A 23,948-nucleotide genomic window follows, 5' to 3' on the forward strand; every position below is an offset into this window, starting at 1 on the left:
TCATCGGCTCGACGGTCGCTTTCGAGGGCCCGGTGGTCAAGCCCTTCCTGCCTGTGCAGGCGCACGGGAGTTTTGGTATGGTCCTGCGCCCATGCGCGGCAGAACGACGCTCGCCAGGCTGAGCCACTTCGCCACGCGCAGCGCGCTGCCGCTCGCGCGGCTCGGGGTCGACAGCGTTCGCGGCACGCTCGACGACGCCACGATCCGGCTGCTCGGTCAGGACTTCGAGGACCGGCTGCGCCGGGTCGCGCTGCCGCACGCCGCGGACGGCGTCGACCCGTTCGGGCTCGACCGGGCGTGGGCGAAGTACGCGATCGGCGTCGCCGCGTTCTTCCACCGCTTCTACTTCCGGACCGAGGTGTTCGGCATCGATCGCGTCCCGACCGGCCGGGTGCTGCTGGTCGCCAACCACTCCGGCCAGCTCCCGTTCGACGGCCTGCTCATCGCGGCCTCGATGTTCCTCGACGCGGAGCCGCCGCGCGTGATGCGGAGCATGGTCGAGAAGTGGACGCAGACCCTTCCGTTCGTGGCGACGTTCTTCTCGCGCGTGGGCCAGGTGGTCGGCGTGCCCGAGAACGCGCGGCGGCTGCTCGACATGGGCGCGGCGATCCTGGTGTTCCCGGAGGGGACGCGCGGGATCTCGAAGGGGTTCTCCAGCCGCTACCAGCTGCTCGACTTCGGGCTCGGGTTCATGCGGCTCGCGCTCGAGACCGACACGCCGATCGTGCCGATCGCGGTCATCGGGGGCGAGGAGCAGTACATCTCGCTCGGCAACCTCGAGTCGGTCTCGAAGGCGCTCGGGATGCCGACGTTCCCGGTCATCCCCCAGCTGCTGCTCCCCGGCGGGCAGCTGCCGCTGCCGACCAAGTACCGGATCTACTTCGGCGAGCCGATGACGTTCCGCGGCGACCCCGACGACGACGACGCGGTGATCCAGGAGAAGGTGTCCCTCGTGAAGGGGCGGATCCAGTCGATGCTGAACCGCGGGCTGAAGGAGCGGAAGAGCGTCTTCTGGTGAGCGCGCGGTGAGCGCGCGGTGAGCGCGCGGTGAGCGCGCGGCCGGGGGATGGCCACGCGGCGCCGGGTCCTCAGGCGCCAGCGAGCGTGACCACGGCCTCGGGGCCGGGCGAGAGGACGCGCGCGTGGCCGCCGAGGATGGCAGGCTCGTTGCGGAGGCCGTGGCCGATCGGCAAACCGGCGACGACGGGGACGCCCAGCGGGAGCAGCCGGTCGCGGAGGACCTCGCCCACCGTGACGCCGTCAGGGCCGGGGTCGCATTGGTCGAAGTCGCCGAGGACCACCGCCGCGGCTTGCGCGAGGTGGCCGCCGACCTCCAGCGTCGCGAGCATGCGATCGATGCGGTAGGGCCGCTCGGTGACGTCCTCGAGCAGGAGGACGCACCCCTCCGGCACCCGGAGGCGGCCGGCCGCGGCGCAGGCGTGGAGCAGGGCCAGGTTGCCGCCGAAGAGCGGCCCCTCGGCGGCGCCGGCGCGCAGCGCGGTCAGGCCGCCGAAGCGGCGCTCGCCCGCCGGGTCCTCGAGGGCGCGGAGCAGCGCGGCGCGGGCGTGGGCGTCGCCCCGCCCGAGGGCGGCGACGTGGGCGCCGTGGAGCGACGCGACGCCTGCGCGCGCGGCCTCGACGTGGAGCGCGGTGATGTCGGAGAAGCCGACGATCCAGCGAGGCTCCTTCGCGAGGGTGGTCCAGTCGAGCCGGTGGACGAACCGGTTCGCGCCGTAGCCGCCGCGGGCCGCGAAGATCGCGCGCACGTCGGGGTGCGAGAGCGCGTGGACGAGCTCGTCCCTCCGCCGCGCGTCGCTGCCGGCGAGGTAGCCGGTCCGCGCGAACAGCCCACGGCTGGAAGGCGCCGAGAGCGATGGCGCCCCGCCTCCGCGGCTGTCGCCGGCGAGCGGCGGGCCGCCTCCCGTGTCGAAGAGCACGCGGTAGCGCTGGGCGAGCCAGCCGATGCCGACCCACGCGAGGACGCGCTCGAACGGGCTGGAGGGGGCGATCACGGCGATCGTGTCGCCCGGCCGGAGCGCCGGGGGGAGGATCACCCGAGGAGGCATGCCTCCGCTGCGCCTCCGCGGCTCACGATCTCGCTGGTGCGCGGCGCCTCCGCGCGTTCGATGCGCTGTCGCTGGCGGGCGGGGCTAGGGAGCACCGGAGTCGTCGTCGAGAAACTCCACGTCTTCATCGGCGTTGACGTCGACCTCGTCGGAGACAGGCAGCGGCGGCGGCGCGGGCGGGATGACCGAGCGGGGAGCGAACCCCCCAGCCGGCGGCGGCACGGGACGAGGCGGCGCGATGGTGGGAGGACGGGGAGGCGTCGCGAGCGGCTGCTGCGGCGCCACGGACTGCGGATACCCGCCGGAAGAGACGGGCGGCGCGGCGGCATAACGTGGATTGACAGCCACCACCGGGTGGGTCTCCCCTTCATCTTCATCGAGCCCGTCGCGCGCCGGCGGCGTCGCGAGGCCATCGACCTCGGGCAGCTGCGTTGGCGCGGCCTCCGCCCCTGCAGGCTCAGCCGGTTCAACGTGGCCGGAGTCCTCCGGATGGAGCTCCTGCCCGGCATCCAGCGCCACATCGACTGCGTCGCTCCCCTCGTCCGTCAGGGCGCCAAGCGACGCGTCGCCGTACGCCTCGACGTGCGGCGGCTCCGCCTCGACCTGCGGCAGCCCCGCCTCGACCTGCAGCGGCTCCGCGCCGGCCTGCGGCGACCCCGCCTCGACCTGCGGCGGCTCCGCCTCGATGTGCAGCGGCCCCGCCTCGACCTGCGGCAGCCCCGCCTCGATGTGCAGCAGCCCCGCCTCGACCTGCAGCAGCCCCGCCTCGACCTGCGGCAGCCCCGCCTCGATGTGCAGCGGCCCCGCCTCGACCTGCGGCGGCTCCGCTCCGGCCTGCGGCGCCTCCTCGACGAGCCCGGCGAGCTCGTCCTGCGGCGCCTCGGCGCCGGCGTGCGTCCCCGCGCCTGCATGGCCATTGGCGAGCGCGGCCTCCGCGCCGAGCGCCTCGAAGGTCGGCACCCGCGGCGCGAGCGGCGGCTCGGTCAGCGGCGGGCCCGGCGGCCTGGTCGGCAGCATGGGCGGCGGCGGGGTGCGCTTGAGATTCCCGGACTTCGCGCGCTCGAGGCCCGCGGTCGCGTCCGGATCTCCCGCCTTCATGCGGAGGACGCGGCGCCAGGCGTCCGCCGCCTCCCGCGCCTCGCCGAGCTCCTCCTCCCAGACGCGCGCCACCTTGCGCGCGAGCTCCGCCCGCTGCGCCGGATCGCGGCCGCGGAGGATCTGGTCCTCGTACAGCTGGATCATGCCCCGGTGGTCGCCGAGATCCTGCAGGAGGCCCGAGAGCTCGTTCATCACGTCCTGATCCGAGGGCGACAGGTCGTGGAGCTTCTTCAGGTCCGCCGCGGCGCCCTGCCGGTCGCCGAGCACGTCGCGCCGCAGCCTGGCCCGCCGCTGGAGGAGCTTGCGCACGAGCGGGCCGTCGAACACCTCGTCGAGCGCGCGGTTCAGCGTCGCGCCCACGCGGTGCGGGTCGCCCACCTCGCGCCCGAGGGCCTCGAGCGCGTCGAGCGACGCGTCGTCGACGTGCGCGAGCACGGCGTCGCCAAGCCAGCCGAAGGCGCGGTCTACGTCGCCGAGATCCTGGTGGACGATCGCGGCCGCGCGGCGCAGCAGCGCCGCCCGGGTGCGGCCGCCGTCGCGGGAGCCCTGGCCGCCGGCCGCGAGCGCCTCCGCGAGGATGGTGCGCAGCGCGGTCGACCCGGAGCGCTCGTCGCCGTCCCGCGCCACCCGCTCGAGGGAGGCGATCGCCTCCTCCTGGACGCCGCCGCCGAGCGCCAGCTCGAAGAAGCTCCTCGCCCGATCGATGGCGCCACGCTCGCAGGCGATCTCGGCGGCGCGGGCGAGCGCCGCGAAGCGATCGGCCGGGGTGCGGCACCGGCTCACCTGGCGCTCGAACAGATCGATGATGAGGCCGGGCGCCCCGGCCAGCGCCGCGAGCCGCACGAGCAGCGGCTCGACCTCGGCGGTCGGCACGCTCGCCAGCGCGCCCTCGCCGTGGTGGATGGCCTCCAGCGGGTCGAAGCCCACCGACACCCGGACCTCGGCCTGCCGCACGAGCTCGACCGCGCGAGCCGGGCCCGTGACATCCCGCGCGCGGAGCTCGTGCGCGACCGTGAGGGCCTCGCGATCCTGGAGCTCGACCGCGATCGCCTCGAGCTTCTCCGCGAGGTCGGCGTCGGCGTTGCGCGAGCGCGCGAGCTCCATCCCCACGCGCGCGGCGTCGCGGGGGCGGCCGACCTCCACGAAACGCTCGAAGGCGCCGCGCAGCGCGACATCGCGCCCGGCGCGCGCGAGCGACTCGTTCCAGGCGACCAGCTTGGTCGCGACGACCCCCTTCCACCCGAGCCGATCGCCGAGCGCGACGTACGCTTCCCGGCACGCCTCGTCGCCCTGGTCGGCGAGCCGCTCCAGGAGGGACAGCGCCTCGTCGCTCCGGCCGAGCGCCTGATCCAGGACCTCGGCGAGGCGGCGGGTCATCTTCGACGCCTCGTCCTCGTCCCCCTCCACCTCGATCAGCGTCGCCATGAGGCGCGCGACCTTCGGCCAGTCGTTCAGCCGCTCGGCGAGCCGCTGGAGCCGCGCGACAGCGTCGAGGTCGTCCGGCTCGGCGGCGTGGACGATCTCGAGCGCCCTGACGGCGCCGTGCGGGTCGTCGAGCGGCCCCTCGTACAGCGCCGCGAGCCGCTGCGCGAGGTCGAGCTGCTCGGGGCCGTGCACGAGCGCGAGCTCGCGCTCGAGCGCGCCGGCGACGCCCCTCAGGTTGCCGCGCTGCTCCTCCAGCTCGGCGATCGCCCGGAGCGCGATCCGGTTCTCCGGATCGAGCGTCGCCACGATCGACTCGTAGCGCGCGATCGCCCCCTCCACGTCGCCAGAGCCCTCCGCGAGCATGCGCGCCTGGCGCAGGGCGAGCGAGATCTTGCCGGGGTGGCTGTCCGTGACCTCGCTGAGCCTGCGGAGCAGCTCCGCGCCCTGCTGGTGATCGCCGCGCTCGCTGGCGTCCTCGGCGAGCCGCGCGAGCGCCTCGGCGTCGTCGCCGTCGGTGAGCAGGAGCGCGAGCGTCGCGCGCTCCCCGTCGCGGTCGCCGAGCTCGCGCTGCGCTGCCGCCGCGGCCCGCCGCGACGCGACGCGCTGCGCCCTGTCGCCGAGCAGCTCGGCCCGGCTCAGCAAGAACCGCACGAGCTCGGGCAGCCGGTTCGTGCGCCGGTAGAGGTCCTCGATCGCGGGGGCGGCGGCGTCGCTCACCGGATCGATCTCGATCGCGCGCTCGACCCGGTCGAGCGCGCCCTCGACGTCGCCCGCGCTGAGGAGCAGCTCCGCGGCCTGGACGAAGAGCGCCGGCCGCGCCTTGCGGTCCGCGAGCAGCGCCCGCTCGCAGAGCGCCCTGGCCGCCTCGACGAGCCGGCCCGCGGCGACGTACGCCTTCTCCGCGAGCTCCCACAGCTTCGGCTGCCGCAAGAGCTCGGCCGCCTGGCTGAACGCGTCGCCCGCGGCGCCCGGCTCGCCGAGCCTCATCCTGAGCTCGCCGAGCTTCTGGAGGAGCGGGACGCGGGTCAGCTTGTCCTGGAAGCGAGAGGCCGCGTCCGTGAGGACGCGCGCCGCCAGGTCGAACCGCTCGCCCCGCTCGAAGAGCTTGACGGCGGCCTGGATCGCCGTGTTGTCCTCGGGCGACAGGCCCGCGACGCGCACCCACGCTTCAGCTGCCGCGATCGGGTCGCGGCGCTTCTGCTCGTGGAGCGAGACGAGCTTCTTCTCGATCTCGATCTTCTGCGCGACGTCGGGCGTCGCCGCGGCCTCCAGCTCCAGGAGCGCGGCGAGGTCGTCCCAGCGGGAGCTCCGCTCGAGCAGCCGCCGCAGCTCGGCCTGCGCCTGCGCGTCGCCGGGATCGAGCTCGGAGAGCAGCTTCCAGGCCTGCACCGCCGTGTCGACGTCGCGCAGCTGCGACTCGCACAGCCCCGCGACGTCGCGCAGCTGCGCCTTTCTGCGCTCGACGGGCGCCGTGGGCACGCGCGCCGCCGCGAGCAGGACATCCCGCAGCTCGGCGAAGCTCCGCTTCTGACGGAGCTGCTCCTCCGCCTGCGCGAGCGCGTCCGGGTTGGCCGGATCGGCCTTGAGCACCTCGCGGAGCCTGGCGAGCGGCTGCGGCCTGCGGAGCTCGGCCTGCTCCTCGCTCGGGGGCTGCGGCGCCTCCGGCAGGGCAGAGCCGCCGCCGGCCTCGGGCGGCGCCGCGGAGCTGGGCGCGGACGGCGCCGAGGCGGCGTCCGCGTGCGAGGCCGGCGCGTCGGGCGGGGCAGCGAGCGAGGAGGCCGGCGCGAACGCGGCCACCGCGGGCTCACCCCGCTCCGCCGGGATCGCCGCGACGGCCGGAGACGCGGCGATGCCGGAGGGCGGCGCCGACGGTCGGCGCGGAGGCACGGCGCCCGAGCCCGGCGGGACCGACGGCGCGCTCGAGGAGGCGACGGCCGCGCCCGCGGGCGGCGGCACCGACGGGAGCCGCGGCGGGGGCGGCAGCACCGAGACCCGCTTGCGCGCCTCGGCGGCCATGAACCCGGCCGGGTTCACCTGGAGGTAGGCGAGGTAGCGCGGGCGGAGCTCGGCGGTGCGGCCGAGCTGCTTCGCGTAGTGATCGGCGAGCTGCATCGCGCGGTCGTGCCCCGGCGCCGCGCGGAGCGCGTACACCGAGTACGAGTAGCCGTAGTCCCCGTCGTACATCTCCGCGAGCGCCACGAAGAGCTCCGCTGCCTCGTCGCGCTCCGGCTGCGGCACCGGCTCGCCGGCCTCGATGCGATCGACGATGGCGACGCCGAGCGCCTGGATCAGCCCCACGTCGTGCGGCAGGAACGCGCGCGCGTTCCGCAGCGCGACCGTGGAGCCCGCGAGATCGCCGGCGCGGCGCCGGATGTCGGCCTCGTCGCGCAGGAGGGCGAGCCGCCGGTCCGGATCGTCGATGAGCGCCTGCTCCATCGCGAAGTACGGGATCGCCTCGGTGTACTGCTGCTGGGCCTTCAGCATCTCGCGCGCGGCGTAGATGGCGTACACGTTGTGCGGGTCGAGCTCCGCGAGGCGGCGCCAGTTCTCGAGGGCGCGCTCCGGCCGCGAGAGCGGCGGCTCGCTCCAGAGCCTCCCGAGCTCCTCGTGCAGGGTCGAGACCTGCGCGCGCACCTCGGGCCGCTCGAAGAGCAGCGGCGTGAGCGCCTTGACGAGCCGCTCCAGCAGCGCGACGAGCGCCTTCTGATCGCCCTTGTCGCGGTAGAGCTGCGCGAGCCGCTCCGCCGCCGTCCGCTGCGTCGGGTCCTTGTCGATGGCGATCATGAGCGTGCGCGCGGCGTGGTGCGCGTCGCCGATCGTGGTGGACCACACGTTCGCGGCCTCGCTGAGCCAGTGCGCGGCGTACGACGGATCCGCGGTGGAGCTGCCGACGCGCTCGAGCAGCATCGCGTACGATCGCGGGTCCTGCTCCCCGGCTCGGTGCGCATACGCCAGGGCTTCCGCGTCATGTGGATTCGTGACGAGGCGCTGGATGAGCGTGTCCATCTCCCGGGGATCCATCGGTGCGCGGCGAAGTTACACGTTAGCCTCCGCCTCGTACAGCGACTCTCGGCGCAATTCGCGTTCGGACGCCGCTGTCTATCCACGTGGGCTGCGTGGGCTGCGTGGGCCGTGCGGGGGGCGGTGCGAAGAGTCGGCCCAGGGCGACCGCGTCTGCGGCGCGCAGCGAGGCTGCGCGCGTGCCGCCATCAGTCGAATTTGACGTACGGCTTGCGCGAATGCGGGTGTCGCCGCCTCGGCGGCGACGCAGAGGGAACGCCGGCGGGCTCGGGACCAACGGCGGCCGCGTCGGCGGGGCGCGGCGCCGTCGCGGTGGGCGCCGCGAGTGGCGCCGCCGTCGCGGCTGGCGCCGCGGCGCGCGACGGGATCGCGCTCGCGACCGCCTCCGCGAGCGTCCTCGCCTCGAGCGCCACGCCCTTCTCGAGCCTGCGCACGCCGTCGCCCGCGGGGCGACGGAGCTCGCGCACGGCGAGCGCCGTCACGATCATGGACACGGCGACCGCCCCGACGGCCACGCGCGAGGTGCGCCGCCGCGGCGCGGGGCGCAGCGTGCTCGGCACGTGCGAGGCGTCCACGCCGTCGCCCACGACGGCGAGGAGCTCGCTGGTCGCGCCGACCTCGGCGGGCGGCGGCTGGCTGAGGCGCTCGCGGACCAGGCTCGGCCTGGCCTCCTCCATCGCGCGGTCGAGCTCCGCGATGAACTCCTGCGCGCTCCGCGGCCGCTCCTCGGGCCGCTTGGCGAGCGCGCGCTGCAGGAGCTGGGAGAGCGACGGCGGGATCCCGGCGTCCGGCGCCGCCTCGATCGCCGGCACGGGAGACGACTTGATGTGCCTCGCCATGACGACGACGGCGTCGTCATCGATGAACGGCGGCCGCCCGACGAGCATCTGATAGAGCAGCACGCCGAGCGAGTAGAGGTCGCTCCGCGCGTCGAGGGCCCTGCCTTGCGCCTGCTCCGGCGACATGTACCGCGGCGTTCCGAAGACGGTGCCGGCCTGCGTCTCGAGGGCGTCGACCGGCCGCTCGGCGCCGGTCATCAGCTTCGCGATGCCGAAATCGAGCACCTTGCAGATCTCCTCGTGCTCGCCTGCCGGGGGCTTCGCGAGGAACAGGTTGTCCGGCTTGAGGTCGCGGTGGATGATCCCCTTGTCGTGCGCCTCGGCCAGCGACAGGAGCGCGTGGCGCGCGAAGCGGGCGGCGTCGCCGACGCGCAGCCGCCGCATCCGCTTGAGGCGCTGCCCGAGCGACTCGCCCTCCAGGAGCTCCATCGCGAGGTACAGCGAGCCGCTGCCCCACGGCGCGCCGTCGCCGGGCGAGCTCTGCTCTGCCGAGCGGCCTCGGCCGAAGGTCGGGTCGGCCGAGTCGTCCACGATCTCGCCGAAGTCGAAGACGGTGACCGTGTGCGGCGAGCGGAGCAGGCTCATCGCGCGCGCTTCGCGCGTGAACCGCACCTTGGCCTGCGCATCGAAGGCGCGGTCCGAGCGCAGGATCTTGATGGCAACGTCGCGGCCCATCGTCTCCTGACGAGCGCGGTACACCGTGCCCATCGAGCCGGCGCCGAGCTTGCCGACGATGACGAACCGGTCCGCGATCGTGAGCCCCAGGAAGGGATCCCCCTCGGCCTCGGCCAGCGCCTCGCGGCTCACGAGCGCCAGCCCGTCCTGCGGGCAGCGCGGCAGCTTCGCGCCGACGCCGGCCTGAGCGCCGCGCTCACCAGCGGGGGGCGGGGGCACGCTGGACGCGCCCCTCGCGTCCATGGCGATCGTCGCAACGTGGTGACATCGCGGGCAAATTAGCGCCAACGCCCGGCTGGGCTCGCCGGTGGACCCGGGTGCGCTGGCTGGGAACTGGCCGTCCATTGTAGGAGCTACCACCGCGATGGGGGTGATCGTCCGTCACTTGGGCTCACACCGCAAGGCCCACGACGGACCGGCCGAGGAAGGGCGGCAACCGAAGCGCGATGCGTCGCCGCACGACGCATCGCCGCAGCAGACATCGCTACAGAATTCCTGTTCTTGTCCAGGGACCTTGGCGCACATACCGCTCCGACACGACCTGTCCGTGGTGCACGGAACACCGATGGCGTCGAGGCTGGTCTCGCGGAGCAGCTTCACGCAGGCCCGGACGGTCGCGCGCCCGCGGGTGGTGACCTCGGCGCAGCCGACGCTGCCCATCACGTCGTCGCCGGGCGCAGGTGGACACATCTCGGATCCGCAGCACGGGATCGTGCACCGGTCGACCCCGTCGACCTCGGCGCAGAGCCCGGAGGTGCAGTCCGCGTCCTCCGCACACTCAGCGAAGTAGCCGAGCCCGCCTGCGGGGTCCGGCTGGCACGCCCAGGCAGGCGGCCCCGAGGCGACGAGGGCTGTCGTGAGCCGGCACGCGGGCCTGTCCGCCGCGCAGTTGGTGTCGGAGCAGCACGCGTCGACGCAGGTGCCCTCGCTGCAAATGCCAGAACGGCAGTCGCGGGGCGCATCGCAGCGGTCGCCGGAGAGCCCCGTGCCCACCTCGGGCCGGCCCACGTCCCGGCCGATGCGACAGAGCCCGCCTCCACCCCGGTCGGGGATCCAGCAGACGGCGTCGCGGACCGGCTCGCAGTCGCTGGAGCTGCAGCAGGCGCGCGCGCAGACGCTCGGCCCCTCGCCGTCGAACAGCGTCGGATCGAGGCAGAAATCGAGCGCGCCGCAGTCGGCGTGCTCCACGCAGGGCGCGCCCAGCGCGCGCTCCGGGAGCTGCATGTCGACGCAGGCGCCGTCCCTGCAAAGGGCGCCCTCGGGGCACGCCGGGGGCCCGATCGCGCCCTCCGCGGCGCAGAGCACCGGGCCGAGCTCGCCGTCGACGAGGACCTCGCACCCGGCGCCGAGGGCCGCGAGCGCCGTGAGCGCGCGGAGGAGCCTCCGCCCCGCGGCGCCGAGGTCCATCAGAACTGCACCCGGAGCCGGGCGCCCTCGGCGCCCAGCGACAGGCTGACCGCCGGCGCCCCCTCCCCTGCCCCGGCGCCGCGCGGCGGCAGAGCGCCGTCGCGAGCCGGCCACGGCGCGAGAGCGCGCGCGGACGAGATCGTGCGAGCGGCCCTCGCGCTCGCGGGAGCGCGCGGCGACAGGTAGAGATAGAGCGCCGCTGCCCCGGAGAGCCCGGCGATCACCAGGGCGACATCCGCGACGACGGCGCACCGGTGGGCGACGCGCGCGTCGGCCTGCAGATCGGCGATGGTGACGCCGCCGCCGGTGCGCTCGCCGGGGCCGGGATCCCGCGCCACGGCGAGCGCGGCGAACACGCCGCCGACCACGAGGGACCCGGCGGCGATGCCCCCGCTGACGAAGAGCCAGGGCGTCGGCGGCCTCGGGTTGCCCGCGACGACGGAGCGGCGCGGCAGGAGCCGCACCCGCGGCAGGAGCGGCAGCGGCGCGGCGGTCGGGGCGGCGATCGGGGGCGCCGCGGCCTGCGCCTTCGCGCCGGCGAGCTCCCGCTTCGCGCCCTGCAGCCGCTTGAGGACCGCCGTGACCTGCTCGCGCTCCTTCGGCAGCGCCTCCATCTCGAGGTAACGAAGGTAGTAGCGCTCTGCCCTGTCGATCTCGCCGAGCCGCTCGTGGATCACCGCCAGGTTGTAGACGAGCTCTTTCCCCTCGGGATCGAGGTCCACCGCGGCCTCCAGCTTCGCGATCGCGGCGCGGTACTCGCCGTTCTGGTAGAGCCCCTGCGCCTCATCGTGCAGCGCGGTGGCCCGCTCGATGCGGCGCTGCTTCTCCGACGCCTCCGGCGGCGATGGCTGGGCGGGTGGAGCCGGCGCCTTGCCCTGCGATGGCGGCGCGGCGCCGGGCGACGCGGGCGCGACGCCCGGCGAGACGAGCGGCTCCTCCGAGGGCGCCTGCCCTGCCAGCGCCGGCGACGCCCAGAGCGCGGCCGCCGCGAGCACGCAGGCGAAGGCAACGAAGGCGCGCCGGGCCTCGGGAATGCTCGAGGAAGGCAGGCGCGCGGCGCGGTTCGTCACGGCCGCCCACCATAGCGTAACTTCCGCGCCGACAAGGGCCTGTCGCGCCGCGCGTTCCGGCGCGCCGCGCCTCGCGTAACCGCCGCAACCGCGGTCTTCGCCACGCCGGCCGCCGTTTGCTCCGCGCCGGTTATGGCCTGCCCCGCTCCGCCGCCGCGCCGCGCGGATCCATGAGGCGCTCGGTCAAGGCGCGCGCCCCGACCGCCGCCGCGCCGCTCACCGCAGCTTGCAGCCGTACTCGCCGGCGAGCACGAGCGCCCGCTCGCACCGGACGTCCACGGTTCGCTTCGCCGTGGTGAACTCGAACGTCTGACCGAACGGCGTCCGCTCCAGCCGGGTCACCTGCGCTCTGCAGGCCTCGCTCGCGCGGCGCCCGTCGGGCGCGCCCGGGGCAGCTTCCTCGCCGCACGCCACGAGGGCGGCCCGGCGCTCGACGTCGGCGTTGTCGGAGAAGACGTTGTAGGCCGCCGAGAAGCTGAACGCGACACAGAGGACGAAGATGGCGAGCTGGACGAAGCGCTTCACCGCCCGAGCTTACCCTGTCCGGCGCGCGGAAGGCTGGGCGCCGCGCGCGAGGCGCCGATCAGAGCCGCATGCCCGAGCCGGGCAGCGGGTGCCACGGCTGGCGGCGGGTCGTGTACTGGCCTCGCACAAACGCCCCGAGCACGGGCGCCATGTTGCGCGCGATGTCGTCGTCCCACTCGCCGCCGTTGATCCCGTCCTGCGGCGTGAGATCTGGCGAGAGCAGGAAAAAGCCGGGGTAGAGCCGCCGCGGCATCTTGATCTGGTCGAGGTCCTCCTTGAAGACGTCGATGTCCACGCGCACGAGCCGCACGCTCCGGAGCGCGGTCTGCATCAGCGGATCGCTGAGCGAGCGGTCGACCCCGCGGCACGGCTCGCAGGGATCGCTCGTCGTCATCACGAGGACCTTCTCGCCGTGGGCGTACGCCTCCGCGCGCTGCTTCGCGAGCTCCTCGCTGAGCGCGGAGACGTCGACGCCGATGTCGACGATCGACAGCCCACCGACGCGCCGGTGCGTCGTGTGCTGAGGGACGCTGCCGCCGGGCTGCGCCGCCGGAGGAGGCACGTCTGGCAGCGGCGCCGCCGGGCTCGCGGTGCTCGCCGGCTCCGGCGAGGGCTCGCCCTCCCCCATGGAGGAGGCGGTCTCCCCGCCGTTGTGCGTCCTCCACATCCACACGCCGAAGCCGATCGCCGAGCTCCAGCAGAGCGTGAGGAGCACGCCGAGCGAGAGACCCACGCTCGCGAGCGCATACCCCTTGCGCTCCCCCGGGGCGCGCTCGATCTCGCGGCGCGCGGTCCAGCCGAAGACGATGGCGGCGATGGCCCCGAGCGGCCCGAAGAGCGCCGCCACGACCGAGCTGACGGCCAGCGTGGAGAGCTGCCTCCGCTCCGGCGGGAGCGGCGGGGTGAGGTAGGGATCCTGGATGAAGGGCAGCTGCGGGGAGGCGCCGCCCGGCGACGCCGCGGCGGGCGCGGCAGCAGCGCGCGCCGCCTGGTCGCAGGAGGGCGCGCCGACAGGCAGCTCGCCTTCGCAGGGCGTGACGCCTGCCCGCGCATCTCGGAGCGCCTCTGCCGGCTCGTTCGCATCGCGGTTCGGCGTTGGCTGACTCGGGCCGAATGCGTGGCTCACGTCCCTCATCCTAGCGCCATAGCCAGCGCTACGCCCGCCGTACGGGGCCCTCTGTCGCGTACGGGCTCAGGGGATGCAGGCGCGCTCGAGCACCCGCAGGACTGCGCGCTTCGTGCTCACACCGGGGCTCATCACCTCCGTCCATGCGACGCCCACGCGCTCGCCGGCGACGGCCAGGCTGGGAGAATCCTTTACGGGATTCACCCCATCCGACACCCGGAGCCCTCGGGCAGAAGGCGCTCCGTCGGCGGCCAGCTTGACGAGCAACGGCTGCCCCTCCGCCTTGCCATCGTGGCCGACCCACGCGACGAGCGCCCCGTCCCCGCTCGGCGCGACCGCGCGCCACTTGCCCTTGCCGATCACCCAGGGCGCCCCGCGCGGCCGCGCCTCGGCGTCCAGCGCGCGGGCGATCAGCGTGGTCCCCTCGTTCCAGAGCAGCAACGCCCCGGCGCTGCCGGTGGCCACGAGCCCGAGCCGGCGGTCCTTGTCCGGCGCTTCCTGAGTCGCGACGGCCGAGCGGTCGCCGCTCTGGGGCCTGGCCACCAGGTGGGCGTTTCCTTCCCTGCCGGACGCGTCGAACCGCGAGGCTCGGATGCTCCCATCGTCCTCGTCGTGCCACGCGACGAGGTAGCCGCCGGAGGCGTCGGCGGCGACCGCCGGCCATCGCGGCTTCTTTGTGTGGCGGGTGACCCCGACCGCCTTGAGCTGCGGCTGCGCTGGATCGACCGGCGCGAACTGGAACACCCCCAGCTGATTGCGCTCCGCCCCGAAGGGCGCCGCTGCCACCAGGGCGCCGCCCGGAGCGGGCGCGAGGGCGACGTGCTCGCTGACGTCCTTCCCTATGGCGCCGACGCGCAAGATCTCCGCCGGCGGGTTCGTCTCCCAGCGGGGCCGGGCGTACGCGAGGCCCTCCGCGTCGAACCACGTGACGGTCCACGCGTCCCCCGTGGAGAAGATCCGGAGCCCGGGCTCGCGCGTGATCGAGATCGCCCTCGCCCGGGCGATCTGCCGGGCGTCGCTGTCGAAGCCCGCGAACGCGATCTGCGCGTCCCCTCCCTTGAGATCCACGAGCCACACGGCGCCGAACGAGCCGTCGGCCCGCCCGGCGATCCCCATCCCCTCGCGCAGGATGTAGGTCGCGATATCCCCCGACTTCGCCTTGCACGCGGCGAGGGTCGAGAGGGGAACGAACTCCTGGACGCCGGTCCCTCGCGGTGGCTCGAGCTCCGCTGGCGCGGTCGCCGCGGCGGGCTCGGCAGGGACGCTCGAAGCGGGAACCTCTGCGTGGGCCTTGGGTTCGCTCGAACCGGGCGCCGCGGTTGCAGCGCCTCCCGAGCGGGAGGCGCTGCGGTCGCAGGAGATGCCGAAGAAGACGAGCAGAGAAAGAGCCACTACAGTGGCTGAAGAAGAATAAGGGAATCGCCTGGTGCGAAGCAGAGGACTTGAACCTCCACGGGAGTTACCCCACTGGAACCTGAATCCAGCGCGTCTGCCAATTCCGCCAGCTTCGCGAGCGGGACGGCATCACTACCTCACCCCCTCGCCGTTCGTCAAGCCCCGCATCACGCCCGGAGCGTTTTTCTTCCCTCCGCGCTGCTCCTTGCTTCTTCCCGCTCGCCCGCAGCGGTGCACGGCGTGAAGCGTATGTGCTAGGGGAGCGCGCTCCCATGGCGGCCATCGGCTCACCTCCCCCTCTCCTTCTTCTTGTCGGCGTGCGCGCCGTCGACCCGGCCCAGCAGCTCGACGATGTGGTCGACATCGTCGTGGAGGACGGCGTCATCCGCCGCGTGGGTCGCGGCGCAGCGACCGACGACCTGCGCCGCGCGGCCACCGCCGAGATCATCCAGGGCGAGGGGCTCCTGCTCCTCCCCGCGTTCGTCGATCTCCACGCCCACCTGCGCGAGCCAGGGCAGGAGTACAAGGAAGACATCGCCTCCGGGCTGGCCGCCGCGGCCGCGGGCGGGTTCGCGCACGTGTGCGCGATGCCGAACACGCGGCCCGTCAACGACAACCGGTCCATCACCGAGGCCATGATCGCGCGCGCCCGCGCGCTCTCGGGGCCCGCGCTCCACCCCATCGGCGCGATCACGATGGGACAGAAGGGCACGGAGCTCACCGAGATGGCCGACCTCAAGGACGCCGGCGCCGTCGCCGTCTCGGACGACGGGCGCTGCGTGACGTCGAGCGCCGTGATGCGCCGCGCGCTCGAGTACGCGAAGACCTTTGACATGCCGGTCATCCAGCACGCCGAGGACCACGCGCTCACCGAGGGGGCGCAGATGCACGAGGGCGCGATCGCGACGCGGCTCGGTCTCCGGGGCTGGCCCCGCGTGGCGGAGGACATCATCGTCGCGCGCGACGTGCTGCTCACGGAGGCCACCGGGGCGCGCTACCACGTGGCGCACGTCTCGTCGCTCGGCGCGGTCCGCATCCTCCGAGAGGCGAAGGCCCGCGGCATCGCCGTGACCGCCGAGGTGACGCCGCACCACCTCACGCTCACCGACGCCGCGGTGCTCGGCTACGACACGGCGTGCAAGGTCAACCCGCCCCTGCGCGAGCAGGCGGACGTCGACGCGCTCCGCGAGGCGCTCGCGGACGGCACCATCGACGTCGTCGCGACCGACCACGCGCCCCACTCGACGCTCGAGAAGGACTGCGAGTTCGCCGAGGCGTCGCCCGGCCTCATCGGTCTCGAGCTCGTCGTGCCGGTCCTGCTCGATCTGGTGCGCCAGGGTGCCCTCCCCCTCGGGAGGCTCGTCGACGCGCTCACCCGCGCCCCGGCCCGCGTCGCGCGGCTCGAGGCGCCCACGATCAAGGTCGGCGCCCGCGCCGAGCTCTGCCTCGTGGATCCGAACCTGAGCTTCGTGCTCGACCCGGCGCGCCTCCGCTCGAAGAGCAAGAACACGCCGCTCCTCGGCCGGCAGCTCACGGGCCGCGTCAAGATGACGCTCGCCGGGGGCCGCGTCGTCTTCGTCGACAGCGAGAGCGAGGGAGCAGCCACATGAGCTCGCGCAAGGTCCATTTCGTCAGCCTCGGGTGCCCCAAGAACCGCGTCGACTCCGAGGTGATGCTCGGCGTCGCGCGCGCGGCCGGCTACGCGCACGTCGACGACGCCGCCGACGCCGAGGTGATCGTCGTCAACACCTGCGGCTTCATCGGCGAGGCGAAGAAGGAGTCGATCGACGCGATCTTCGAGATGGCGCAGCACAAGGAGCGCGGCAGCTGCAAGCGGCTGGTGGTCGCCGGCTGCCTCTCGCAGCGCCACCCCGAGGAGCTCGCCCGCGAGATGCCCGAGGTCGATCACTTCCTCGGGTCGAGCGACATGCTCAAGCTCGGCCAGGTGCTCGCGGGCGACGCGGAGCGGATGCTCGTCGGCAACCCGGCGGAGTGGCTGATCCGCGCGGCCGACCCGCGCACGCTCTCGACCCCCGGCGGCAGCGCCTACGTCAAGATCGCCGAGGGCTGCAACCGCACCTGCTCGTTCTGCGTGATCCCGGACCTGCGCGGCGCGCAGCGCTCGCGGCCCATCCCGGACGTGGTGCGCGAGGTGGAGCAGCTCGCGGCGGCGGGCGTCCGCGAGATCAACCTCATCTCGCAGGACACGATCGCCTACGGCCGCGACGCCGCGGGCCGCGGGCCCGGCGACGCGCGCGCGACGCTCGCGGAGCTCGTCGAGCGCGTCGCCGACGTGCCCGGCGTGCGCTGGGTGCGGCTCTTCTACCTGTACCCCGAGACGATGACCGACGACCTCGTCGAGCTGCTCGCCGGCCACCCGCGGGTCGTGCCCTACGTGGACATGCCGCTCCAGCACGCCGCCGACGCGATGCTGCGCCGGATGCGGCGCGGCCACGGCGGCGATCGTCTGCGCCGGGTCGTCTCCACGCTGCGCGAGCGCGTCCCCGACCTCACGTTCCGCACCGCGTTCATCGTCGGCCACCCGGGCGAGACCGACGCCGAGTTCGAGGAGCTCTGCGACTTCGTGCGCTGGGCCGAGTTCGAGCGGGTCGGGGTCTTCCGCTACTCCGACGAGGAGACGAGCCGCAGCCACGCGCTCGACGGCAAGGTCCCCGCGCGCACGGCCGCGAGCCGCTACCGCCGCCTCATGGCGCTGCAGCGCCGCATCTCCCACCGGAAGAGCGCCGCGATGATCGGCCGCGAGCTCGAGGTGCTCGTCGAGGGGACGAGCGACGAGCACGAGTACGTCCTCATGGGCCGCCACGCCGGCCAGGCACCCGAGATCGACGGGCAGGTCTACCTCTCCGGCGGCGAGGTCCGTCCGGGAGAGATATGTCGCGTCCGGATCACGCAGGCGAGCGACTACGACCTGGTCGGCGAGCTGCTCGATGAAGGGGAGGCCGCGCTCGGCGCCGCGGCGTCTCCCCTGGTCGCGGAGCTCGGCGCGGCGACGGCGAAGCGGCGCGTCGCCCTGCGCGTGCTGCAAACCGATGGACGCGAGCGCCAACAGAATTGACAGCCCGGCCGGCGGGCCGCGGCGAGAGGGCTGAAGATCCCCGTTCCTCGCTGCGATCCGCGGCCCCATGAGCGCGGCACACCGTGTGCTACCACGTCGGCCCGTGCCGATGCTCCGCCGCGCTTCGCTTCACCTCGCCATCGCCCTCGCGACCTCGCTGCTCGCCGGTGCGGCGTGCCTGAGCCCGACGTTGCCCCTCCCGCCGCCCGAGCCGGCCGACACCATCAGGCCGTCGGGCGTGGAGGGGATGTGGCAGGTTTCGGGCAATTGCACCCCCGGGGCGCGCGTCAGCGTCTTCAACGAGCGGACACAGCGCGGGGTGATCGAGGACGACACCGACAACAACGGCCGGTACCACGTCGAGATCGAGGCCGAGCTCTGCGATACCCTCCTCGTCTGGCAGGAGCAGAAGGGAGAGGGCAGCGGTGATGAGATCAGCGATGCGCAGCGCTTCGTCGTCGAGGAGCGCACGCCGCTCGGCGTCGTGAACGACACCTGCCCCTGAAGGCCCGAGGGCGCGGCGCGCCTCGTGAGCTCGAGGGCCGCAGCGCCGAGCGCGCCGCGACGACGCAGCGCGCCGCGCGCGGGGCCGCCGTCGACGCGGGCGCGGGGCGTCGTGGTACTGTGCTGGCGTGATGGCGTCGATCCCGCCGAGCATCTCGCCGAACGCCACCCGGGTGCTGGTCGTCGATGACGAACCGGGCCTCCGTCAGGTGCTCACCATCGCGTTCCGCCGGCAGGGCTACGAGGTCGCGATCGCGCCCGGCGCGCGCGCTGCCCTCGAGGCCATTCGCCAGAACCCGCAGCCGTTCCCGCTGATCCTCACCGACCTCGTGATGCCCGACGGCTCGGGCATCGAGGTGCTGAGGGCCGCGAAGGCGCGGAGCGGCGCGACCGAGGTGATCGTGATGACCGCGCACTCCACCGTGGAGAGCGCGCTCGACGCCATGCGCCACGGCGCCTACGACTTCGTGACCAAGCCGTTCTCGCCGGCGGAGCTCACCGCGCTCGCGGCCAAGGCGCTCGAGAAGAGCTCGATCGTCGCCGAGAACCAGCGGCTGCGCGCCCAGCTCGAGCGGCTCGACGCGCCGTCGCGCGAGCCGCTGGGGACGAGTCCGGCGATGCAGCGGATCTCCGAGCTCATCGCCAAGATCGCGCCGACGCGCACGACCGTGCTGATCACGGGCGAGAGCGGGACCGGCAAGGAGCGCATCGCCCGCGCGATCCACGATCAGAGCGATCGCGCCGCGCGGCCGTTCCTGGTCGTCAACTGCGGGGCGCTGCCCGAGGCGCTCATGGAGAGCGAGCTGTTCGGCCACGAGAAGGGCTCGTTCACGGGCGCCGGCGCGCGCTCCATGGGCCTGTTCCGCGAGGCCGACGGCGGGACGCTGCTGCTCGACGAGATCGGAGAGCTCCCGGCCGCGCTGCAGGTGAAGCTCCTCCGCGTGCTCCAGGAGCGGAAGGTGCGCCCGGTCGGCGCCGCCGCGGAGATCGCCGTCGACGTCCGGGTGCTCGCCGCGACGAACCGGAACGTGGAGACCGAGGTTCGCGAGGGCCGGTTCCGGCAGGACCTCTACTATCGGCTCAACGTCATCCGCATCGAGCTGCCGCCGCTGCGCGAGCGCCCGGAGGACATCTCGCGGCTCGCCGACCGCTTCCTGCGCCGCTTCGCTGCCGAGCTCGGCAAGGACGTCCGCGGCCTGACGACGGACGCCGTGCGCGCGCTCGACGCCTATGCCTTCCCGGGCAACGTGCGCGAGCTCGAGAACATGATGGAGCGCGCGGTGGCGCTGGCCGGAGGGCCCTCGATCGGCCTCGGCGACCTCCCGAGCGCCGTCGCCGGGCTCAGCGCGAGCCCGGCCCCGCTGCTGGCGGAGCTGCCGCCGGGCGGGTGCATGCTCGACGAGGTGATCGGCGAGGTCGAGCGCCGGCTCATCCTCCAGGCGCTCGAGCGCACCGGCGGCGTCCGCAAGGCGGCCGCGAAGCTCCTCGGCGTCTCGTTCCGGTCGCTGCGCTACCGCCTCGCCAAGCACGCCCTCGCCGCCGACGGGGAGACCGACGACGAGCCGGAGGGATCCTGACGAGAATCGTCACCGCCCGGCGCCCCGCAGTGACGGTTTTCGTCACCGCCGGAAGCGAACACAACCACGCACATCCAGCAGCCCGACCTCCTCCCTCAAGAAAAACCGAGTCAACTCATGAGCTTCTCGCGCAAGTCGAAGATGACGTCGGGCCGCGCTCTCTCTGGCACGTCGCCTGCTGAGAGGTCCTGGCGAATGCGGAGCACGCGACGGCAGCGGAGCGCAGCGCGACGAGGGTTTACCCTCGTCGAGCTCCTCGTCGTCGTGGGGATGGTGGGCATCCTCGCGGCGCTCGCGCTGGTCGGCTACCGCCGGTACATGGCCGCGGCGGGCATCGCCGAGCCGAAGGCGGTCATGCAGGGCATCCGCGGTGGGCAGGAGTCCTACCGAGCGGAGATGCTCGAGTACCTGAACGTATCTCAGGGGTCGCTCGACAGGTGGTATCCCAGCGGAACGCTCAACGACCAGAAGCGCGCCTGGGACGACACCTCCCACACCGATTACACGCGCTGGCGGATGCTCAACGTGACCACCGACGGCGCGGTCCGCTTCGGATACGCGTCGGTGGCGGGTATTGGAACCTCCTTCGCGGCGACCCCCCACGCGGGCTTCACCTGGCACGGGCTGCCGCAGGCCCCGCTGTCGGATCCGCAGTTTGCGCCCAGGGGCCCCTGGTATGTCATCCAGGCGGCCGGCGATCGCGATCAAGATGGGACTTACGCGTTGCTCCTGACGGCATCCACGATGTCCGGGATCTACTGGGAGAACGACACGGAGTAGAGGATGGTTTGCCCCGGCGCAGGCGCGAGAGCGCCTGTTCCGCGGGAGAGGTTATCGCGCTGCGGGCTGGCCGGGCCCCGCAAACGGCGTCGTGACGGTCAGTTCTCGGCAAAGAATCGCAATTAAATAAAGCATCACGGAGGATCGACACTCATGCGTGCACTGAAGCGATACGACAGAAGAGGCTTCACCCTCGTCGAGCTCATGATCGTGGTCGCCATCATCGGCGTCCTCGCCGCGCTGGCGATCTTCGGCGTCCGCCGGTACCTCGCGAGCGCGAAGACCTCCGAGGCCAAGAACTCCGTGGGCGCGATCACCCGCGGCGCCGCCGCCGCGTTCGAACGCGAGACGGCCGCTTCCCAGATCCTCGGAGGCGGTACCAGCTCGGCGGCTGCGAGCCACAGCCTGTGCGGCAACGCCACCCCGGTGCCGGATACCGTGCCGGCCGGCGTCAAGTATCAGCCCAACGCGACCGAGGGCGAGGACTTCGAGACGGGCAGCGCGACCGACGGCTGGAAGTGCCTGAGGTTCTCGGTAAACCAGCCGATCTACTACCAGTATCACTATTACCAGGGCACTCAGGTCCCGGGCGCCACAGGTGCGCCTAACCCCGGCCCCACCGGCTTCGAGGCCGGCGCCGTCGGCAACCTCGACAACGACACGCTCAATAGCTACTTCATCCGCGGCGGCGCCGTGGAGGCCGCGACGGGGCAGCTCACCCTGGCCACGCAGGTGTACATCGAGAACGAGTACGAGTGATGTGCTCGCTGGTCGCCCGGCTCGCCACGGGCAGGGCGACCAGCCTTCGTCGACCATATCCAGCACGAGGGCATCCCCGGCTCACGCCGGTTCGGGCGAGCAAGCTGCACAGACCACATCCAGCATGAGGGCGTACCGTGCGACAGAAGGAAGTATCTCGCAGTCGCGGGTTCACGCTCATCGAGCTCATGATCGTGGTTGCCATCATCGGCGTGCTCGCCGCCCTGGCGGTCGTCGGGGTGCGCAGCTACCTCGCCACGGCGAAGACGGCTGAAGCCAAGCAGGCCGTCGGCGCCATCACCCGCAGCGCCATCACCCAGTACGAGCGCGACCGCGCCATCTCGCAGCTCCTGCCCGCGACGGGCGTCTCCGCGGCGAACACGCACGTCCTGTGCGATTCGGCCGTGCCGGTCCCTCTCAACTTCACCGACGTCCAGGGGAAGAAGTACCAGCCGAGCGCGGCGCCCGGCGCCGACTTCATGTCAGGCTCGACGCTCGCAGGCTGGCAGTGCCTCGGCTTCGCGACCGGCTCGCCCATCTACTTCCAGTACTCGTACCGGGTCGGCGGCGGCTACCTCAGCCAGAACCTGAACCTGCCCGGCGCCCCCGTCCCCAGCGGCCCTGAAGGGTTCGAAGCGGCAGCGCACGGCGACCTGGACGGCGACGGCCTGACGTGCACGATGGTCCGCACCGGCGAGGTGCGCGACGGCGAGCTCGTGACCAGCACCGTGCTCTACACGAACAACGACCCGGATTGACGCCGGCGGCCCCCCCCTCGCTCGCGCTTGTTCGCGGGTGGAGGGGTGAGGTAGAGAGAGCCCATGACCTGGCGCTCCTGGAGCGCGCTGGAGCTCAGCGCGGCCTTCGCGGTCGGCGGCAGCGTCCTCGCCGTCGCTGTTCCGGCGTTCTTCCGAAACCTCAGCGCGTCCAAGCTGAGCGAGCCGATCGACGGGCTCGACCGGCTGGTGACCAGCGCGGTCGCCTACGCCGAAGCGCGGCCGCAGGAGATCAGCTTCCCCCCGTCGGCCCCGCTGACCCCGGCCCAGGTGCCGCGCGGTGTGCGCGCCGTCGATCCGCCGGAGTCGTGGGAGCACCTCACGTGGAAGTCGCTCGACTTCCGGTTCGAGGGGCCGCACGCGTTCGCCTTCCAGTTCACGAGCGAGCTCGACGCGTCGAAGACCATGCGCTTCGTCGCGACGGCGCACGGCGACCTCGACGGCGACGGCGCCGTGTCCACGTTCGAGGTGCGCGGCGAGCGCGTCCCCGGCGAGGCGGCCCGCGTGCTCCCGGGCATGTTCGTGGATCGCGAGGTGGAATGATGGCGGCTCGTCCGGCGCCCGGGGCGGCGGTGGGTCCGGCAGCCCGCCCTCCCCTTCCCCGCGCGGGGGGCGCGCGCGACGCGCTCGTCACGATCGCGCTCTCGGCCGTCGCCGCCGTCGCGATCGGGAGCGTGCGCGCGCCGGCCGCGGACCTGGAGCAGCGCGTGGCCGAGACGTCGGACGTGTACGTCCTGCCGCCGCCGGACGAGGTGGTCACCCTGTCGCTCGGCTACCGCTCCGCGCTGGCCGATCTGCTCTGGTCGCACGTGCTCGTGTCCCAGGGGCTGCACACCATCGAGCGCCGGCGGTTCGAGAACCTCACGCTGCTGCTCGACGCGATCAACGCGCTGGACCCGACCTTTCGCGAGCCCTACCTGTTCGCGGACGCGCTCATCACGTTCCAGACGAGCACGACCCCGCGCGACGAGGTCATCAAGGCGCGCGAGATCATGGAGCGCGGGGTGGAGCACCGCCCCCTCGACGGCGAGCTCTGGCTAGCGCTCGGCCAGTTCGTCGCCTTCATCGCGCCGGCCTCGTACCTCACCGACCCCGCGGAGAAGGCGCAGTGGCGCCTCGACGGGGCGCGGATGCTCGCGCGCGCCGCGGAGCTCGGCGGCGGCGACGCGAGCATCAGCTGGCAGGCCCTCGGCGGGGCGGGCATCCTGGGGCGCGCCGGGGAGCGCGAGGCGCAGATCCGGTTCCTCCAGCGCACCCTCGCCGTCACGGACGACGAGGAGCTGAGGCAGCAGGTCCGCGCGCAGCTCGACAAGCTCCTCGGCGAGCGCGCCGCCGAGGGGTACCGCCGGCGCCTCGACGGCTTCAGCCAGCTCTGGCGGCGCGACCTGCCGTTCGTCAGCAAGACGGCGATCCTCGTACTGGGCCCCCCGCGCGACGCGGCGTACTGCGCAGGGGGCGCGCACGCCGACGAGCCTCGCTGCGCGACGACCTGGCGCGCGTGGGCGGAGCGGATCGAAGGCGAGGAGTGAGTCTCTCCGACGCTGCTGGGGCGTGGACCTTCCCCTCAGGACAGCGGTGCTCGAGACGAGCTACACGAGAGGCCTGTCAGCTGGGAAAGTACGAGATGTTGTTGGTCTCGTCCGACTCCGCGAGATAGTTCATCAGGTCCGCCTCCACCTTCCAGGTCCCGTCGCACGCCGTGACGTCCCAGTTGTGCGTCGACGTGAACGTCTGAGAGTTACCGGCCGCAATGATGGACGAATTACAAAATTCAATAACTCGCGAGAATCTGCTCTCGAGCGGATGCTTTCAACGTGCCGCTAAGGGCA

18 protein-coding genes and 1 tRNA gene are annotated in these 23,948 nt (G+C 73.3%); 10 read left to right on the forward strand and 9 right to left on the reverse strand.

What is annotated here, in order from left to right:
* Positions 1-91 precede the first annotated feature (91 nt).
* Positions 92-1,018, forward strand: a complete 927-nt coding sequence (locus WME85_RS26560; protein WP_437842215.1) for a lysophospholipid acyltransferase family protein — start codon at positions 92-94, stop codon at positions 1,016-1,018.
* A 70-nt stretch (positions 1,019-1,088) separates the two neighbouring features.
* Here the strand turns inward: WME85_RS26560 and WME85_RS26565 are convergent, their stop codons facing one another.
* The 9 genes from WME85_RS26565 to WME85_RS26605 all read right to left on the reverse strand — a co-directional run bounded on the left by WME85_RS26565 (position 1,089) and on the right by WME85_RS26605 (position 14,763).
* The gene (locus tag WME85_RS26565) at positions 1,089-2,066 is read right to left on the reverse strand and encodes a S66 peptidase family protein (protein WP_437842217.1); all 978 of its coding nucleotides are present in this window, start codon (positions 2,064-2,066) and stop codon (positions 1,089-1,091) included.
* A gap of 84 nt (positions 2,067-2,150) precedes the next feature.
* Entirely contained in the window at positions 2,151-7,595 is a 5,445-nt protein-coding gene (locus tag WME85_RS26570; protein ID WP_437825156.1) for a hypothetical protein, read from the reverse strand.
* Positions 7,596-7,798: 203 nt separating this feature from the next.
* Positions 7,799-9,367: a serine/threonine-protein kinase gene (locus WME85_RS26575; protein WP_437825157.1), complete on the reverse strand. Its 1,569-nt coding sequence runs from the start codon at positions 9,365-9,367 to the stop codon at positions 7,799-7,801.
* Between the two features lie 138 nt (positions 9,368-9,505).
* Positions 9,506-10,531 carry a hypothetical protein gene (locus tag WME85_RS26580; protein ID WP_437825158.1) on the reverse strand — a complete coding sequence of 342 codons (1,026 nt, stop codon included), beginning with the start codon at positions 10,529-10,531 and terminating at the stop codon, positions 9,506-9,508.
* Complete coding sequence (locus WME85_RS26585) at positions 10,531-11,601, reverse strand: tetratricopeptide repeat protein (RefSeq protein WP_437825159.1); 1,071 nt, start codon at positions 11,599-11,601, stop codon at positions 10,531-10,533. Before WME85_RS26585 ends, WME85_RS26580 begins: the two co-directional genes overlap by 1 nt.
* A 216-nt stretch (positions 11,602-11,817) precedes the next feature.
* Positions 11,818-12,126, reverse strand: coding sequence for a hypothetical protein (locus tag WME85_RS26590; protein ID WP_437825160.1), 309 nt, complete (start codon positions 12,124-12,126; stop codon positions 11,818-11,820).
* Between the two features lie 58 nt (positions 12,127-12,184).
* Complete coding sequence (locus tag WME85_RS26595; protein ID WP_437825161.1) at positions 12,185-13,252, reverse strand: DUF4190 domain-containing protein; 1,068 nt, start codon at positions 13,250-13,252, stop codon at positions 12,185-12,187.
* Between the two features lie 66 nt (positions 13,253-13,318).
* Positions 13,319-14,644 carry a hypothetical protein gene (locus WME85_RS26600; protein ID WP_437825162.1) on the reverse strand — a complete coding sequence of 442 codons (1,326 nt, stop codon included), beginning with the start codon at positions 14,642-14,644 and terminating at the stop codon, positions 13,319-13,321.
* A 32-nt stretch (positions 14,645-14,676) separates the two neighbouring features.
* Positions 14,677-14,763 (reverse strand) — tRNA-Leu (locus WME85_RS26605).
* A gap of 156 nt (positions 14,764-14,919) precedes the next feature.
* Here WME85_RS26605 and WME85_RS26610 point away from each other — a divergent pair.
* The 9 genes from WME85_RS26610 (at position 14,920) to WME85_RS26650 (ending at position 23,648) form a co-directional block, all read left to right on the forward strand.
* Positions 14,920-16,257: a dihydroorotase gene (locus WME85_RS26610; protein ID WP_437825163.1), complete on the forward strand. Its 1,338-nt coding sequence runs from the start codon at positions 14,920-14,922 to the stop codon at positions 16,255-16,257.
* A complete protein-coding gene (gene rimO / locus WME85_RS26615; RefSeq protein WP_437825164.1) occupies positions 16,254-17,723 on the forward strand; it encodes a 30S ribosomal protein S12 methylthiotransferase RimO in 1,470 nt (489 codons plus the stop codon). The genes WME85_RS26610 and rimO overlap by 4 nt, the downstream gene beginning before the upstream one ends.
* Before the next feature lie 109 nt (positions 17,724-17,832).
* Complete coding sequence (locus tag WME85_RS26620; protein ID WP_437825165.1) at positions 17,833-18,228, forward strand: hypothetical protein; 396 nt, start codon at positions 17,833-17,835, stop codon at positions 18,226-18,228.
* Between the two features lie 130 nt (positions 18,229-18,358).
* Positions 18,359-19,804, forward strand: coding sequence for a sigma-54-dependent transcriptional regulator (locus WME85_RS26625; RefSeq protein ID WP_437312243.1), 1,446 nt, complete (start codon positions 18,359-18,361; stop codon positions 19,802-19,804).
* Between the two features lie 195 nt (positions 19,805-19,999).
* Positions 20,000-20,584: a type IV pilin protein gene (locus tag WME85_RS26630; protein WP_437825166.1), complete on the forward strand. Its 585-nt coding sequence runs from the start codon at positions 20,000-20,002 to the stop codon at positions 20,582-20,584.
* 153 nt (positions 20,585-20,737) lie between these two features.
* Positions 20,738-21,343: a type IV pilin protein gene (locus WME85_RS26635; protein WP_437825167.1), complete on the forward strand. Its 606-nt coding sequence runs from the start codon at positions 20,738-20,740 to the stop codon at positions 21,341-21,343.
* A 137-nt stretch (positions 21,344-21,480) separates the two neighbouring features.
* Complete coding sequence (locus WME85_RS26640; RefSeq protein ID WP_437825168.1) at positions 21,481-22,101, forward strand: type IV pilin protein; 621 nt, start codon at positions 21,481-21,483, stop codon at positions 22,099-22,101.
* Between the two features lie 63 nt (positions 22,102-22,164).
* The gene (locus WME85_RS26645; RefSeq protein WP_437825169.1) at positions 22,165-22,662 is read left to right on the forward strand and encodes a hypothetical protein; all 498 of its coding nucleotides are present in this window, start codon (positions 22,165-22,167) and stop codon (positions 22,660-22,662) included.
* Positions 22,659-23,648: a hypothetical protein gene (locus tag WME85_RS26650; RefSeq protein ID WP_437825170.1), complete on the forward strand. Its 990-nt coding sequence runs from the start codon at positions 22,659-22,661 to the stop codon at positions 23,646-23,648. Before WME85_RS26645 ends, WME85_RS26650 begins: the two co-directional genes overlap by 4 nt.
* The last annotated feature ends 300 nt before the right edge of the window (positions 23,649-23,948 follow it).

It is taken from the genome of Sorangium sp. So ce1153 (assembly GCF_051521595.1).
Lineage (GTDB): Bacteria > Myxococcota_A > Polyangia > Polyangiales > Polyangiaceae > Sorangium.